Here is a 15690-nt window from a genome sequence, read left to right as displayed (position 1 = left end):
AGGCGAGGCCCTTCCCGGCTTCGCTCTCGCCGAATCGCGTTTGCACGAGGTAAGGTCGAGGCCCATGGCGCGCTATATCTTCATCACCGGCGGCGTCGTGTCTTCCCTGGGCAAGGGCCTCGCCTCCGCAGCTTTGGGGGCGCTCCTTCAGGCGCGCGGCTACACCGTCCGGCTCCGCAAGCTGGATCCCTACCTCAACGTCGATCCGGGCACCATGAGCCCGTACCAGCACGGCGAGGTGTTCGTGACCGACGACGGGGCCGAGACCGATCTCGACCTCGGCCATTACGAGCGTTTCACCGGCACGCCGGCGACCAAGCAGGACAACATCACCACCGGCCGCATCTACCAGGACATCCTGGCCAAGGAGCGCCGGGGCGACTATCTCGGTGCCACCATCCAGGTGATTCCCCACGTCACCAACGCGATCAAGGACTTCGTGCTGGAAGGCAACGAGGGCTTTGATTTCGTGCTGATCGAGGTGGGCGGCACGGTGGGCGACATCGAAGGCCTGCCCTTCTTCGAGGCCACCCGCCAGCTGAAGAACGAGCTGCCCCGCGGCCACGCCATCTTCATCCACCTCACCCTGATGCCCTACATTCCCTCGGCCGGTGAGCTGAAGACCAAGCCGACGCAGCATTCGGTGAAGGAGCTGCGCTCCATCGGCATCCAGCCCGACATCCTGCTCTGCCGCACCGACCGGGAGATTCCGCGCGAGGAGCGGCGCAAGCTCTCGCTGTTCTGCAACGTGCGCGAGACAGCGGTGATCGAGGCGCGGGACGTGGACAACATCTATGCCGTGCCATCCGCCTACCACGCGGAAGGGCTCGACAAGGAAGTCTTGGCCGCCTTCAACATCGAGCCGGCCCCGGCGCCGAACCTGAAGCGCTGGACCGACATCGAGGGCCGCGTGCGCAATCCCGAGGGCGAGGTCACCATCGCCATCGTCGGCAAATACACGGGGCTGAAGGACGCCTACAAGTCGCTGATCGAGGCGCTGGCCCACGGCGGCATCGCCAACAAGGTGAAGGTGAACCTCGACTGGATCGAGAGCGAGACTTTCGAGCGCGAGGACCCCGCCCCCTTCCTGGAGCACGTGCACGGCATCCTCGTGCCCGGCGGCTTTGGCCAGCGCGGGGCGGAGGGCAAGATCCGCGCGGCGCAGTTCGCGCGCGAGCGGGCCGTGCCTTATCTCGGCATCTGCTTCGGCATGCAGATGGCGGTGATCGAGGCGGCGCGGAACCTCGCCGGCATCGAGAACGCCAATTCCTCCGAGTTCGGCCCCACCTCCGAGCCGGTGGTCGGCCTGCTCACCGAATGGCTCAAGGGCAACGAGCTGCAACGGCGCACGCAGGCCGGCGATCTCGGCGGCACCATGCGCCTGGGGGCGTACCAGGCCTTTCTGGAGCCCGGCAGCCGCGTCGGATCCATCTACGGCACGCGGGACATTTCCGAGCGGCACCGTCACCGGTACGAGGTGAACACCTCCTATCGCGACCGCCTGGAGCAGCACGGCCTGCGCTTTTCCGGCATGTCGCCGGACGGCCTGCTGCCGGAGATCGTGGAATATGGCAACCATCCCTGGTTCATCGGCGTGCAGTTCCATCCGGAGCTGAAGTCGCGTCCGTTCGAGCCGCACCCGCTGTTCGCGTCCTTCATCGGGGCGGCGATGGAGCAGAGCCGGCTGGTTTGACGGTAATAAGGTAGATCGAAACCTCTACCTGAAGTTGTTTCCATCTTCAGCGGTACCGCATTAATCTCCGTTGCGGGCGGCTGGATCATCGCCCGTCTTCGACCGAAGCGATGCGATGCCCGGCCGGGCCGACGCGTCCTTCCTTCCCTTTCATCCGTGCCCCGGCTGCTGCCCTGGAGCAGGACCCGGCGCATGCCGGCAAGAGGAGAAGCCATGCGACGCGGCCTCGACCATGTGGTGCACCTCGTCCGCGATCTCGATGCGGCAGGTGAAGTCTACGATCTCCTGGGCTTCACCGTGGGGGCCCGCAACCGGCACCCGTGGGGCACCGAGAACCGCATCATCCAGACGCCCGGCTTCTTCATCGAGCTGCTCCAGGTGGTGGAGCCGGAAAAGATCCCCCCCGCCACCGAGACCGCCTTCTCGTTCGGCGCTTTCAACCAGGGCTTCCTGGAGACGAACGGGGAGGGGCTCTCCATGCTCGCCCTGGAGGGCAGAGACCCCGCGGCGGAGAAAGCCTCCTTCGATGCGGCCGGCTTCGGCGGCTTCGACCTGTTCGAGTTCGCCCGCAACGCGCGCCGTCCGGACGGGCAGGAGGTGGAGGTGGGCTTCTGCCTGGCCTTCGCCCGCGATCCGGCCGGCCCGGACGTGGGCCTGTTCACCTGCACCCAGAGCCGGCCCGAGAACTTCTGGTCGGCGGATTTGCAGCGCCACTCCAACCAGGTGACCGCGATGGCTGGCGTGGTGCTGGTGGCGGACGTGCCGGCGCAGCACCAGGCGTTCCTCGAGACCGTCACCGGAACGCCGGTGCGCCGCGCCCTCGCCGAGTGGTTCGTGGGGGAGACGCCGCGCGGCAATGTGGACGTGATGAGCCGCGGCCTCTTCACCGAGCGCTACGGCGTTCCCGCTCCCGGCGGGGAGGGACTGCGCCTCGCCGCCGTGCGCTTTACAACGCCGGGCGTCGCAGAGCTGAGCCGGGCGCTGGCGGCGCGCCGCATGGTGGAGGAAGCCATCGAGGGCGTCGTCGTCGTCCCGCCGCGCGCGGCGCTGGGCGCGACGCTGGTGTTCGAGCAGGCCACCGCCGCGGCATGATGCCCCCGTCGCGGCGCCACCGCCGGGTGGCGCGCATTTGTGCATGCCTCCGGCTGGCCACGCAGGCGGCAAGGTCTAAATGAGGAAAGGGGCGCCTTGCCCCCGCCGGGCGCGGACGGCCGCGTTTCCTCAAGTCTCGAGCGGCGGGGACGACCCCGCCACCCGTGGTGTTCGCCCATGGCGTGGATCTACCTGTTCGTTGCCGGCCTGACGGAAATCGCCTGGGCCATCGGCATGAAGCATTCCGAGGGCTTCACCCGGCTGTGGCCCAGCGTTTTCACCCTCTCGGCCATCGGTGTCAGCCTGTTCCTGTTGTCGCTGGCCCTGCGGGGCATTCCCATCGGCACGGCCTATGCGGTCTGGGCGGGAATCGGAACGGTGGGGACGGCGGCGGCGGGAATCCTGTTCTTCTCCGAATCCACCGACATCCTGCGCCTTCTCTCCATCGGCCTGATCGCGGTCGGGATCGTGGGGCTGAAGCTGGTCACGCCGTAAGGATGGGATTAGTTTCGCGCGCCGCCGGGTTCTCCCGGCGGCGCCGCTCTCAAGGATGACCACATGAATGCCGCACCGCCCGCCGCCACGTCCCAGCCCATCGTCGAGGTGGGACACGTGCGCATCGGCAACGGCCTGCCCCTCGCCCTCATCGCCGGCCCGTGCCAGATGGAGAGCCGGGCCCACGCGCTGGAGGTGGCCTCCGCGCTGAAGGAGATCGCCGAGCGCCGCGGCATCGGGCTTGTGTTCAAGACCTCGTTCGACAAGGCGAACCGCACCTCGCTCGCAGCCGCACGCGGCATGGGCCTCGACGCCGCGCTGCCGGTGTTCGCCGAGATCCGCGAGAGCCTCGGCCTGCCGGTGCTCACCGACGTGCACGAGATCGACCAGTGCGCCGCCGCCGCCGAGGCGGTGGACGTGCTGCAGATCCCCGCCTTCCTGTGCCGGCAGACCGACCTGCTCGTCGCCGCTGCCCGCACGGGCAGGGTGGTGAACGTGAAAAAAGGGCAGTTCCTCGCCCCGTGGGACATGGCCAATGTGGTCAACAAGCTGACCGGCGTCGGCAACGGGCGGGTGCTGGTGACCGAGCGGGGCGTCTCCTTCGGCTACAACACCCTGGTCTCGGACATGCGCGGCCTGCCGATCCTGGCCAAGACCACCGGCGCGCCGGTGGTGTTCGATGCCACCCACTCGGTGCAGCAGCCGGGTGGGCAGGGCACCTCCTCCGGCGGCCAGCGCGAGTTCGTGCCGGTGCTCGCCCGCGCCGCCGTGGCGGTGGGGGTCGCCGCCGTGTTCATCGAGACCCACCCCGACCCCGACCGCGCCCCTTCCGACGGACCGAACATGGTGCCGCTCGCCCAGCTGGAGCCGCTCATCGCGCTACTTCAGTCCTTCGATGCGGTTGCGAAGGCGCATCCCGTCACCATTTGAACACAGCTTGGGCTTTGCCGCGATTGTGGCGCGGCCGTGGCTGGATTGTTTGCCGTGGCCGAGGTGCCGTGTATGGTCTCGCGCCCTTATTCTCGAAGAGATTCCGTATGGCCCGCGACACCCTCGATGCGACCCCCATCGTTGACCGCGACGAACTCGTCGCCTGGATGGAACAAGGGTCCAAACCGGTGCGGGCGTTCCGGATCGGCACCGAGCACGAGAAGATCCCCTTCACCCTCGCCCGCCACGAGCCGGTGCCCTACGAGGGACCGAAGGGCATCCGCCAGCTGCTCGAGGGCATGCGCATGCTGCTGGGCTGGGAGCCCATCATGGAGGGCCCCACCATCATCGGCCTCGCCGACGTGACCGGGGGCGGGGCCATCTCGCTGGAGCCGGGCGGGCAGTTCGAATTGTCCGGCGCGCCGGTTTCCACCATCCACGAGACCTGCGCGGAGCTGAACGCCCACCTCGCCCAGGTGCGGGAGGTGGCGATGCCGCTGGGCATCGGCTTCCTCGGCATCGGCATGAGCCCGAAATGGACGCGCTCCGAGACGCCGGTGATGCCCAAGGGCCGCTACAAGATCATGGCGAACTACATGCCCAAGGTGGGCAGCCTCGGGCTCGACATGATGTTCCGCACCTGCACCGTGCAGGTGAACCTCGACTTCTCCAGCGAAGCCGACATGGTGAAGAAGCTGCGGGTGGGCCTCGCCCTCCAGCCGGTGGCCACCGCGCTCTTCGCCAACTCGCCCTTCACCGAGGGAAAGCCCAACGGCTTCCTCTCCTTCCGCTCGGAGATCTGGCGCGACACCGACAACGAGCGCTCCGGCATGCTGCCGTTCGCCTTCGAGGAGGGCTTCGGCTTCGAGCAGTATGTGGACTACGCGCTCGACGTGCCCATGTATTTCGTCAAGCGCGGCGACGCCTATGTGGACGTGGCCGGCACCTCTTTCCGTGATCTCCTCGCCGGCCGCCATCCGCTGCTTCCCGGCGAGACCGCGACCCTGTCCGACTGGATCAACCACCTCTCCACCATCTTCCCGGAGGTGCGGCTGAAGCGTTTCCTGGAGATGCGCGGAGCGGATGCCGGCCCGTGGGCCAAGCTGTGCGCGCTGCCGGCCTTCTGGGTGGGGCTGCTCTACGACCAGCAGAGCCTGGATGCCGCCTGGGACCTGGTGAAGGACTGGAGTGCGCAGGAGCGCCAGAAGCTGCGGGATGACGTCCCGCGTCTCGCGCTGAAGGCGGAGATCGGCGGCCGGCCGCTGCGGGAGGTCGCCCGCAGCGTGCTCGGCCTGTCGCAGGCCGGGCTCAAGCGGCGCGGCTTCCACGATCGCCTGGGCCGCGACGAGACACGCTTCCTCGAACCGCTGGAAGAGGCGGTGCTCACCGGCCGCTCGCCGGCCGAGGGACTGCTGGAGAAGTTTCACGGCGAATGGGACGGCTCGGTGGAGCCGGTGTTCCAGGCGCTGGCTTACTGAGCTTTCGCCCCGCTGCGCCAGCGCAGGTCCGCCATCAGCCCCGCGGAGGCCGTTGCCGCCGCGAGCGAGACGGGGAAGCCCGCATCGTTCAGGAGCCGGGCGATCCAATGGTTGCAGTTCTGGGTGAGGTGATAGGCGCCCACCGCGCGGAAGAACAGGCTGGGGCCGTAGAGGCCGGGACCGAGCTCCTCTGGCCGCCTGTCCCCTCTCTTCGCGAGCGTCGCCTCGATGGCGCGCGCCACCCGGTCGAAGCCCTCGCGGGAGACCTGGAGCCGCACCAGGTCCGACGCCCCGAAGAAGACGCGGGGATCGAACACGCCCGCCACATGCAGCACGGACGGGTTGTCGCGCCCGAACAGGGCCTGCGCCACCAGCGGCAAGGTGAGGTCTGACGCGGTGGGGACGTGACGGTAGAAGCCCTCGTCGCCCCAGCCGATTTCCAGCCAGGAATAGGCGATGAACCGCTCCGCCACCTGCCGCAGCAGGGGCAGGCCGAGAGCGGCCGCCCGGTCCGCCAGAAGGGCGCGGGGCAGGACGAGGCCGGCATGGTAGCCGTGGTCCACCACCAGCACGGCAATGTCGGCCGGCCCGGCGCCGGGATCGCGCCGGGCCGGAAGGTCGGTGAGGAAAAACAGGAGGACGAGTGCGGCGAGCGCTCCGCCGAAGACGGCGAGGAGCGCTCGCCGCCGCATCAGGCCGCCCCGCCCGAGAGCTGGGCGATGGCGGCGCGGACCTTCTCCTTGCGCAGGAGATATTCGTCCCGCTTCTCGCGCTCGGCCTCCACCACCTCTTCCGGCGCACGGGCGACGAAGCTCTCGTTACCGAGCTTGGCGTCGATGCGGGCCACCTCCTGGTCGAGCTTGCCCTCTTCCTTGCGCAGGCGGGTGAGCTCGGCGGCGAGGTCCACGACACCGGCCAATGGCAGGGCGGCGACTTCGCCGCGCACCACCATCTGCACCGACTCGCCGGGCACGGTGTCGGCGATGGTGACCTGCGACAGGCGGGCGAGGCGGCGGATGGCGTCGTCCCAGGCGGCGGCGCGGGCGCGGGTCTCCGCGCCCGGCTCCACCAGCACCAGCGGCACCTGGGCGCCCGCCGGCACGTTCATCTCGGCGCGGACCGAGCGGATCTCGGTCACGAGGTCCACCACCCAGCCCACCTCCGCCTCGGCGTCCGGCGCCTCCAGACCCGACAGGTCCGGCCAGGAGGCGAGCGCCAGCAGGCTGGTGCGGGCCGGGCCGTCCTTGCCGGTCTCCGCCCACAGCTCCTCCGTCAGAAACGGCATGAAGGGATGCAGCAGGGCCATGGCCACGTCGAGCACGTAGGCCGTGGTCGCGCGGGTCTCGTCCTTGGCCGCACCATCCGGGCCGGAGAGGAGGGGCTTGGCCAGTTCCAGGTGCCAGTCGCACACCACGTTCCACAGGAAGCGGTAGACGGCGCCGGCGGCTTCGTTGAAGCGATAGTTGAGGATCGCCTCGGAAACCTCTGAAGTCGCACGCGTTGCCTCGCCGATGATCCATCGGTTGAGGGTGCCTTCCACCTTGGCCGGGTCGAAGCCTTCCACCCGGGCGCAGCCGTTCATCTGGGCGAAGCGCACCGCGTTCCAGAGCTTGGTGGCGAAGTTCCGGTAGCCCTCGACGCGGGAGGTGGCGAGCTTGATGTCGCGTCCCTGCGCCGCCATGGCGGCGAGGGTGAAGCGCAGGGCGTCGGCGCCATACTTCTCCACGAGGTCGAGCGGGTCGATGACGTTGCCCTTGGACTTCGACATCTTGGCGCCCTTCTCGTCGCGGACGAGGGCATGGATGTAGACGTCCTTGAACGGAACTTCGCCGTCCATGAAGTGCAGGCCCATCATCATCATCCGGGCGACCCAGAAGAAGATGATGTCGAAGCCGGTCACCAGCACCGAGGTGGGGTAGAACTTCTTCAGCTCGGCGGTCTCGTCCGGCCAGCCCATGGTGGAGAAGGGCCACAGGGCCGAGGAGAACCAGGTGTCCAGCACGTCCTCGTCGCGGGTGAGGAACTGGGCGCGCCGGTCGGCGTCGGCCATCAGCGCCTCGGCCTCCTCGGTGGAGAGGCTTTCGTTGCCGACATTGTGGGCGAGCGCCTGCTCGAACGCCTCATCCTCATCCTCGGCCACGAACACGTTGCCGAAGGGATCGTACCAGGCGGGGATCTGGTGACCCCACCAAAGCTGGCGCGAGATGCACCAGGGCTGGATGTTCTCCAGCCATTCGAAATAGGTCTTTTCCCAGTTCTTCGGCACGAAGGTGGTGCGCCCCTCGCGCACGGCGGCCAGCGCCGGCTGGGCGAGGGTTTTTGCATCCACGTACCACTGGTCGGTCAGCCACGGCTCGATGACCACATTGGAGCGGTCGCCGTGCGGCACCATGTTCTGGTGCGGCTCGATCTTCTCCAGCAGTTCGAGGCCGGTCAAAAGCTCGACGATCTGCTTGCGCGCGGCGAAGCGGTCGAGGCCCTGGAACTGGGTGAGCAGGCCGGAGGCGTCCGGGTCGTCCACATAGGCCTCGGCGCGCTCGGCATAGTCGTCGCGGATGCCGGTGGCGTCGATGCGCGCTTCCGCGTCGAGCACGTTGATCATGGGCAGGGAATGGCGCCGGCCCACCTCGAAGTCGTTGAAGTCGTGCGCCGGCGTGATCTTCACCGCGCCCGAGCCCTTCTCCGGGTCCGAATAGGCATCCGCCACGATGGGGATGCGCCGGCCCACCAGCGGCAGGATCACGTTCTTGCCGATGAGGTCGCGGTAGCGCTCGTCCTCCGGATGCACCGCCACCGCCGTGTCGCCCAGCATGGTCTCAGGCCGGGTGGTGGCGACGGTGATGAAGCGGTCCTTCTCGCCCTCGATGGGATAGCGCAGGTGCCAGAGATTGCCCTTCATCTCCACCTGCACCACCTCCAGGTCGGAGATGGCGGTGATCAGCTTGGGGTCCCAGTTGACGAGGCGCTTGTCCTTGTAGATCAGCCCTTCGCGGTAGAGCTGCACGAACACCTTCAGCACGGCGCGGGAAAGGCCCTCGTCCATGGTGAAGCGCTCGCGAGACCAGTCGCAGGAGGCGCCGAGCTTCTTCAGCTGGTTGACGATGGTGCCGCCCGATTCGGCCTTCCACGCCCACACCTTCTCGATGAAGGCGGCACGGCCCATGTCGCGCCGGCCGGGCAGCTGCTGCTGCATCAGCTGGCGCTCCACCACCATCTGGGTGGCGATGCCGGCATGGTCGGTGCCGGGCTGCCAGAGCACGTCCTTGCCACGCATGCGCTCGAACCGCGCCAGCACGTCCTGCAGCGTGTTGTTGAGCGCATGGCCCATGTGCAGGGAGCCGGTGACGTTCGGCGGCGGAATGACGATGGAGAAGCCTTCCGCGTCCTTGCGCTCGGGACGGCCGCAGCGGAACGCGCCGGCCTCGTCCCAGGCTTGCGCGATGCGCTCTTCAACGGCGGCGGGATCGAAGACTTTTTCCAGCATGAACTCAGGCTCCGCGGAAGCGCTCGGCCCGGCGCAAGCGCACCGCGCCGCGCCCGGCTCCACGCCCGCACCGGACGGGACAGGTCTGCGGGGCGTTAAAGCCGCTCCTCGGGGGCGGCGTCAACACGCGGCATGTTCAGAAGGCGTGCCTCAGCGCGGCTGGCGCGCCACGCGCTCGATCTCGGCCTTGACCAGACGCTCGACGATGGCGGGCAGGTTGCGGTCGAGCCAGTCCTTCAGCATGGGCCGAAGGATCTCCTTCACCAGGTCCTCCACGGTGCGGTCCTTGTGGGGCAGAACCACCTCGCCCAGGGACTGGAAGGATGCCGCCACGGCCGCATCCACGCCCGGCGAGAGGAGATCGCGGCGCCGGGCGCCGTCCTCGCGGGCGGCAGCCTGCGGCGCGGGGCGCGGGGCCCGGCGCTCGGCGGCGTCGGGATCGCCCGCCGGGGCACGTCGCGATGATAGCTGGGCCTCTGCGCCATCATCCGCGGGCGATTCGCGGCGGGCCACGGCATAAAGCTCGCGCAGCGCGCCGTCGCGCTCCACCGACGCGGCAGGGCGGGCCGGACGGACCGGCGCCTCGTCGAAGTCGCGGGGCTCGGGCTCGGCAGCCGGCCGCCGTACGGATTCGTCGGATCCATAGCCGCCTTGCGGGCTCGCGACCGAACGGGCGGGCCGCCCGTTCGGTGCCGAGGCGTAGGCGTCGCTCATTTCATCCGGGTGCCGGACCGCGGACTGCGGGCGCGTGGCATGAGCCGGCGCCTCGGCTGCGGCACGCGGGGGAGGGGCGGGCGCCCGCGCACCGTAGCCTGCCTCGTCCGCCGGTCTTGCCCGCAGCGCACGGGCTTCGCCCGGCGGCATGGGGTCTGGCCGACGCGGCGGGGCGGTGCGGGGATCGTGCTCCGGCAACCGCGCCGCCGTCGGAGCCTCCGGCCGGCCCGCCGCCGGGGGGCGTTCGCCCGCGACGCGCCGCGGGGCAACGGGCGGCTCGTCATCCGCCATGATGCGGCGGATGGAGGCGAGGATCTCTTCCATTGACGGCTCTTGCACCTTGGGGCTCGCAGGCATGTCGCGACCTCGGTCGATGACGACCCGGCGGGAGCACCGGAGCCCCACCCGGCACCAGCGCTAGAATCGCCTATCTCGCGAGGAGTATGACACCGCCGCTTCAGGCCATGAAAGGCTTCTGGCGGTTTGGGCGCCGGATTATTTTCCGTCCGGCGTGCGCACGCCTGCCCAGCTGTCGCGCACCTGCTCGTAGTGGGTCGTGGGGTTGTACACGTTCACCTTCAGCCCCAGCGAAATCGCATCGAGCTTGCCGATGATCGCGATGAGCGAATAGGCCGCCACCACGCGGTCGCGCTGGGCGACGACCAGCGCCGACTGGGAGTTGGTGAGATCGCGCTGGGCGTTCAGCACGTCGGTGGTGGTGCGCTGGCCGACGCGCCATTCCTCGCGCACGCCTTCCAGGGCCAGCGTGTTGGCCGCCACGGAGGACTGCGCCGCCTGGATCTGCGCCTTGGAGGCCTCGAGCGCCCCCCAGTACTGCACGGCCTGGGCGCGGATGGTGTCGCGGTTCACGTCCACCTCGATCCGGGCCTGGGAGGCCAGCTCCTTGGCCTGGCGGATGTTCGCGTACTCGACGCCGCCCTGGTAGATGGGCACCGAGAGATTCAGGGTGACCGCCGCGCCGCCGAGCGAGTCGACGGAGAAGTTCTGGTCATAAGCCTGAGACAGCTGGCCCTGCACGTTGAGGTTGGGCATCAGCGCGCCCTCGGCCACCTTCACCTGGAAGACCGCCGCATCCACCGCGAACTCCGACGCCTTCACCGCCGGGTGGCGGGTGAGCCCGCTCGCGATCACGCTGTCGACGTTCTTGGGAAGCATCCCCTCGATGGAGCGCGGGGTGGAGAGCTTGCCCGGCTCGACGCCGATCACCTGCCGGTAGACCGCCCGTGCCGAGGACAGGTTCGCTATCGCCTGGCTCACCTGATACTGCGCGTCGGCCACGCGGGCTTCCGCCTGCGCCACGTCCGTGCGTGTCACCTCGCCGACGTTGAAGCGGTCGCGCGTGGCGCGCAATTCCTGCTCGAACGCGGCCAGGCTCTGGCGCTGCAGGTCGAGCAGCGCGATCGCCTGGATGACGTTCATGTAGGCCGTCGCCGCATTCAGCAGCACCGCCTGCTCGGTGTTGCGCAGGGTCTCGCGGGACCCGCGCACCTGCGATTCGGCGTTGCGCGTCTGGTTGGCGGTGGTGAAGCCGTTGAACAGGGTGTAGGCGGCGGTCAGCGCGAAGGAGCGGGGCCAGAGCCAGCCGCTGGTGGTCACACCCGATCCCGTCTGCCGGCCATATTCAGGACCGGCGGAAGCGGTCGCGCCCAATGTGGGCCGGTAGCCGGACAGGGCCTGCGGCACCTTTTCGTCCGTTGCCCGCGTGCCCGCACGCTGCGAATTGAGCGTGGGGTTGTTCACATAGGCCATTCCCAGAGCCACATCGAGCGTCTGCGCGGAAGCACTCCCGACGGACAACGCGACAATGCCGGCCCCCGCGCAGAGTACTAAACCGTTCCGGCGAAGGCGCTTCGCAAACGACATTCCTATCTCCCGATCCGACACGGCCAAGCAGACCCGCCGCACCGACTCTGCCGCGCGGTAACTGTTCGGAAAGATATCTGTGCCGGCCGCGCTCGGGAACCGATCGGTTCGATGCCACGGTCGTTTTCGGCTCACCGCGGCAAACGCGCCACAGGTAGGCTCAGAAAGTGAAGCGCGGCGCTGCCTTGAAGCCGGGAAGCGAGGGCACGGCGGCGTTGAACGCGACGCGGTCGCTGATGGATCCGGCCACTTTGGTGAAGACGCATGCCCGGCCGGCGCCGCCATGGCCAACCACCGCGACCAGGCGCCCGCCCTCCTTGAGCTGGGCGAACAGGGCGGCGGGAACCTCGTCCACGGAGCCGTTGACGAGAATCAGGTCGTAGGGCGCTTCCTTCGGCCAGCCGGCGGTGAGCGGGCCCTGCATGACCGCGACGTTCGCGACGCCGAGCCCGGCAAGGGTCGCGGTCGCCGTCGCGGCGAGGTCGGCCTCCTCCTCCACCGCCACCACCTGCTGGGCGAGGCGGGCGAGGACGGCGGCCGAGTAGCCGGTGCCGGTGCCCACGTCGAGCACGTGCTCATGCTCCTGCACGTCGGCGACCTGCACGAGGCGGGCGAGGATCATGGGCTCGATGAGGTAGCGCGGCCGCGCGCCCGGCCGCAGCACGAGATCGTCGTCGATATAGGCGAGGGACTTCAGCGCCGGCGGCACGAAGCGCTCGCGCGGGATCTCCAGCATGGCGGCGACGATGCGGGGGTCGGTGACGTTGTTGGTGCGGACCTGCCCGTCCACCATGCCGCGGCGAAGCTCGGCGAAATCGATCATGACATGCCTCCGGCCCATCCCCTCGCGCGGCTGCCCTTTCCCGAGGGCAGGGGAGGTCGCGCTCCCCGCCGCATGGGCTCAAGAGCCACATTGCCGCCCCTTTTGCAAGGCGCCGTAAGGGGGCGCCACCGAACTGCGCCGGTGCTGTGGCTGCAAGTCGCATGGCTCCGGCGCCGCGCCTGGGAAAGGTTGTCGACCTGCCCCAGGTGCGTGCGGCCGGCCGTGGCCGACGGAGATCATGCGATGAACGCTTCCGTGCGACCGGAGGCGGGACAACCCGCCCTGGACGGGCTCGACGAGGAGAAGATCCACCGGCTCGTCCACCTCTTTTATGAGCGCGTGCGCGACGATGTCGTGCTCGGCCCGGTGTTCGGCGGGCGGATCGCTGCCGACGCCTGGCCCGTGCACCTGGCGAAGATGTGCGATTTCTGGTCCTCGGTTCTCCTGAAGTCCGGGCGCTACGATGGGCGTCCCCTCCCGCCCCACCTCGCCCTCGGCCAGGATGCAGGTGAGATTCAGTTCGCGCGCTGGCTGGCGCTGTTCCGGCCGACGGCGGTCGAGGTCCTGCCGCCGGCCGCCGCCCAGGCGGCCATCGCCCATGCCGAGCGCATGGCGCATTCGTTCCGGCTGGCCATCGGCTTCCACAATGGCGAGGACATCACGCGGGCCCGGCCCTTCGCGCCCTGAGAGACCCCAGGCCGGGCGCCGACCTCCCCTCGGTGCCGTGGGGACAAGCCGAAGGCGCCGCTTGCGCCTCCCGTTCAGACGCCTTAAGAACCCGCCTTCGTGAGGCCACGTGGCGGAGTGGTTACGCAGCGGACTGCAAATCCGTGCACCCCGGTTCGATTCCGGGCGTGGCCTCCAATTTCCGGATTCGCCGCCGGGCACATCCCAGGCTCAGGACCATTTCGCTGCGGGCGGTGCACTGCGTCCACGCGGGGAGCGGCATGCCTTCCTGCGTGCCGGCCCGGCCGCCGCCGGCCATGTTCCAACCCGGATGCACCTCACCTGAATACCTGAAGCCGTTGACTTGCATGCGCGTCGGCGGTTGATGAGGGGCATGCGGCTGCCCCGGGCAGGGCGCGGAAGTCGGATCGTGGCCAGCGAAGCGGGCGGACGAAGACCGGCGATGCCCGTTCCGGCGGGCCATTCGAGACAGATCGCGGCCCCCGTCAGGCGGCCGCCGGAGACAGGCATGAGTGCAAAAGCCCCCCGCGCCAAAATCCTCCGCGCCTCGGCCCGCCGCCGTCCGCGGACGAAACCCAGATGGTGCTGCGGCGTCTCCTCCTGTCCGATGGCCGCAAGCACTGGCGTGGCTATGCCCTCGCCTTCCTCTTCATGGGCCTCATGGCCGCCTGCACCGCGGGCCTCGCCTATCTCATGAACGATGCGGTGAACGCCATTTTCGTGCAGCCGACGCCGGCCGCCGTGTGGGCGGTGTCCGGCGTGGTCATGGCGCTGTCCATCATCAAGGGCGCCTCGGCCTACGGGCAAAGCATCACCATGGCGCGGGTGGGCAACCGCATCGTCGCCGACAACCAGAAGCGCGCGTTCGACCAGATCCTGATGCAGGACGCGTCCTATTTCTCCCGCCACCACACCGCCGAGATTTCCACCCGCTTCACGATGGGAGCGAACGGCGCCCGCGGGACCCTCGACCTTGTCGTCACCAGCATCGGCCGCGACTTCCTTTCGCTGGCGATGCTCGCGGCGGTCGCCTTCGTGCAGGACCCCTTCCTTGCCGTCATCGCGCTGGTGGTGATGCCGGCGGCGGTGATCGGCACGCGCAAGCTGATCAAGCGGGCGAGGAGCATCTTCGCCACCGGCTTCACCTCGGGGGTGAAGCTTTCCTCCATCGCCATGGAGGTGTTCCAGGGCGTGCGGACGGTGAAGGCCTATACGCTCGAACCGGAGATGCGCACCCGCGCCCACAATTTCATCGACGACGTGGAGGTGAACGCCAATCGCCTGGTGCGCACCCAGGCAAAGTCGAGCCCGCTCATGGAGACGCTGGGCGGCCTCGCCATCGGCGGCGTCATTCTCTATGCCGGCTACAATGTGATCGAGCTCGGCCGTTCGCCGGGGCAGTTCTTCTCGGTGCTCACCGCGCTGCTCCTCGCCTACGAGCCGGCCAAGCGCCTCGCCCGGCTGCACGTGGAGCTGGTGAGCCACGTGATGGGCGCGCGCATGCTGTTCGAACTGCTGGACGCGCCTGCGCCGGATCAGGATGCACCCGGCATTCCGGACATGCCCCGGCCGCGCGGGCAGGTGGAATTCCGCGCGGTGGAGTTCGGCTACCGCCCCGGCGAGCACGTGCTGCGCGGCCTCGACCTGGTGGCCGAGCCGGGCCAGACGACCGCGCTGGTCGGCCAGTCCGGCGGCGGCAAGTCCACCATCATCAACCTCATCGAGCGCTTCTACGACCCGCAGGGGGGCGCCGTGCTCATCGACGGGGTGGATACGCGTACCGTCACGCGCAGCTCGGTCCGTGCCAGCGTCGCGCTGGTGAGCCAGGACGTCTACCTCTTCTCCGGCAGCGTGCGGGAGAATATCGGCTTCGGCCGGCCCGGCGCGGCCGAAGCCGACATCATCGCAGCGGCGCGGGCGGCCCATGCGCATGATTTCATCATGGGCTTCGAGAAGGGCTACGACACCGCCGTCGGCGAGCACGGGACGCAGCTGTCGGGCGGCCAGCGCCAGCGCATCGCCATCGCCCGGGCCTTCCTCAAGAACGCGCCCATCCTGCTGCTCGACGAGGCCACCGCGGCGCTTGATTCGGAATCGGAAGCCGAAGTGCAGAAGGCCCTGAACGAGCTGCAGCACGCGCGCACCACCATCGTCATCGCCCATCGCCTGCAGACGGTGGTGCGGGCACACCGGATCTGCGTCGTCGAGCACGGGCGGGTGGTGGAGAGCGGCACTCACGAGGAGCTGATCGCCCGGCGCGGGCGCTATTACGGCTTCTATTACGCCCAGTTCGCCCACGAGCAGGGTGAAGGCCGCGCGACCGGGGAGCCGGCGATGGATGCCCCCGCAGACACGGCTCCGGCCCCTGACGGGACACGGTTGCGCGCCTGATCGCAGGCGGCCGGGCCGC

12 protein-coding genes and 1 tRNA gene are annotated in these 15690 nt (G+C 69.1%); 8 read left to right on the top strand and 5 right to left on the bottom strand.

Annotated features, from left to right (window positions below; all coding sequences use genetic code 11):
- Nucleotides 1–64: 64 nt before the first annotated feature.
- The 5 genes from EZH22_RS22820 (at nt 65) to EZH22_RS22800 (ending at nt 5688) form a co-directional block, all read left to right on the top strand.
- Nucleotides 65–1693, top strand: a complete 1629-nt coding sequence (locus tag EZH22_RS22820) for a CTP synthase (RefSeq protein WP_203192698.1) — start codon at nt 65–67, stop codon at nt 1691–1693.
- Nucleotides 1694–1906: 213 nt separating this feature from the next.
- The gene (locus EZH22_RS22815) at nt 1907–2785 is read left to right on the top strand and encodes a VOC family protein (protein ID WP_203192697.1); all 879 of its coding nucleotides are present in this window, start codon (nt 1907–1909) and stop codon (nt 2783–2785) included.
- Nucleotides 2786–2962: 177 nt separating this feature from the next.
- The gene (sugE, locus tag EZH22_RS22810; RefSeq protein WP_203192696.1) at nt 2963–3280 is read left to right on the top strand and encodes a quaternary ammonium compound efflux SMR transporter SugE; all 318 of its coding nucleotides are present in this window, start codon (nt 2963–2965) and stop codon (nt 3278–3280) included.
- A 63-nt stretch (nt 3281–3343) separates the two neighbouring features.
- Complete coding sequence (kdsA, locus tag EZH22_RS22805; protein ID WP_203192695.1) at nt 3344–4210, top strand: 3-deoxy-8-phosphooctulonate synthase; 867 nt, start codon at nt 3344–3346, stop codon at nt 4208–4210.
- Between the two features lie 107 nt (nt 4211–4317).
- A complete protein-coding gene (locus tag EZH22_RS22800) occupies nt 4318–5688 on the top strand; it encodes a glutamate--cysteine ligase (RefSeq protein ID WP_203192694.1) in 1371 nt (456 codons plus the stop codon).
- On the opposite strand, the gene EZH22_RS22795 is transcribed toward EZH22_RS22800, so the two are convergent.
- The 5 genes from EZH22_RS22795 to EZH22_RS22775 all read right to left on the bottom strand — a co-directional run bounded on the left by EZH22_RS22795 (nt 5682) and on the right by EZH22_RS22775 (nt 12593).
- Nucleotides 5682–6380 (bottom strand): DUF2459 domain-containing protein, encoded by a 699-nt coding sequence (locus EZH22_RS22795; protein WP_203192693.1) that lies wholly within the window; start codon nt 6378–6380, stop codon nt 5682–5684. The two genes, EZH22_RS22800 and EZH22_RS22795, sit on opposite strands and share 7 nt — an antisense overlap.
- Nucleotides 6380–9172 (bottom strand): valine--tRNA ligase, encoded by a 2793-nt coding sequence (locus EZH22_RS22790; protein ID WP_203192692.1) that lies wholly within the window; start codon nt 9170–9172, stop codon nt 6380–6382. Before EZH22_RS22790 ends, EZH22_RS22795 begins: the two co-directional genes overlap by 1 nt.
- 150 nt (nt 9173–9322) lie before the next feature.
- Nucleotides 9323–10210: a DUF2497 domain-containing protein gene (locus EZH22_RS22785; RefSeq protein ID WP_203192691.1), complete on the bottom strand. Its 888-nt coding sequence runs from the start codon at nt 10208–10210 to the stop codon at nt 9323–9325.
- Nucleotides 10211–10381: 171 nt separating this feature from the next.
- The gene (locus EZH22_RS22780; RefSeq protein ID WP_231711105.1) at nt 10382–11656 is read right to left on the bottom strand and encodes a TolC family outer membrane protein; all 1275 of its coding nucleotides are present in this window, start codon (nt 11654–11656) and stop codon (nt 10382–10384) included.
- A gap of 274 nt (nt 11657–11930) precedes the next feature.
- Complete coding sequence (locus tag EZH22_RS22775) at nt 11931–12593, bottom strand: protein-L-isoaspartate O-methyltransferase family protein (RefSeq protein WP_203192689.1); 663 nt, start codon at nt 12591–12593, stop codon at nt 11931–11933.
- Nucleotides 12594–12836: 243 nt separating this feature from the next.
- Here EZH22_RS22775 and EZH22_RS22770 point away from each other — a divergent pair, with 243 nt between their 5' ends.
- The 3 genes from EZH22_RS22770 to EZH22_RS22760 all read left to right on the top strand — a co-directional run bounded on the left by EZH22_RS22770 (nt 12837) and on the right by EZH22_RS22760 (nt 15671).
- On the top strand, nt 12837–13280 hold the full coding sequence (locus EZH22_RS22770) for a group III truncated hemoglobin (protein ID WP_203192688.1): 444 nt from the start codon (nt 12837–12839) through the stop codon (nt 13278–13280).
- 103 nt (nt 13281–13383) lie between these two features.
- Nucleotides 13384–13457 (top strand) — tRNA-Cys (locus EZH22_RS22765).
- 402 nt (nt 13458–13859) lie between these two features.
- Nucleotides 13860–15671 carry an ABC transporter ATP-binding protein gene (locus tag EZH22_RS22760; protein WP_203192687.1) on the top strand — a complete coding sequence of 604 codons (1812 nt, stop codon included), beginning with the start codon at nt 13860–13862 and terminating at the stop codon, nt 15669–15671.
- Nucleotides 15672–15690: the final 19 nt, after the last annotated feature.

Origin of the sequence: Xanthobacter dioxanivorans (assembly GCF_016807805.1) — a bacterium.
In the GTDB taxonomy this organism is placed as follows: Bacteria; Pseudomonadota; Alphaproteobacteria; order Rhizobiales; family Xanthobacteraceae; genus Xanthobacter; species Xanthobacter dioxanivorans.
Note: the sequence above shows the minus strand (reverse complement) of the source record. Positions and strands in the feature narration are given on the sequence as shown.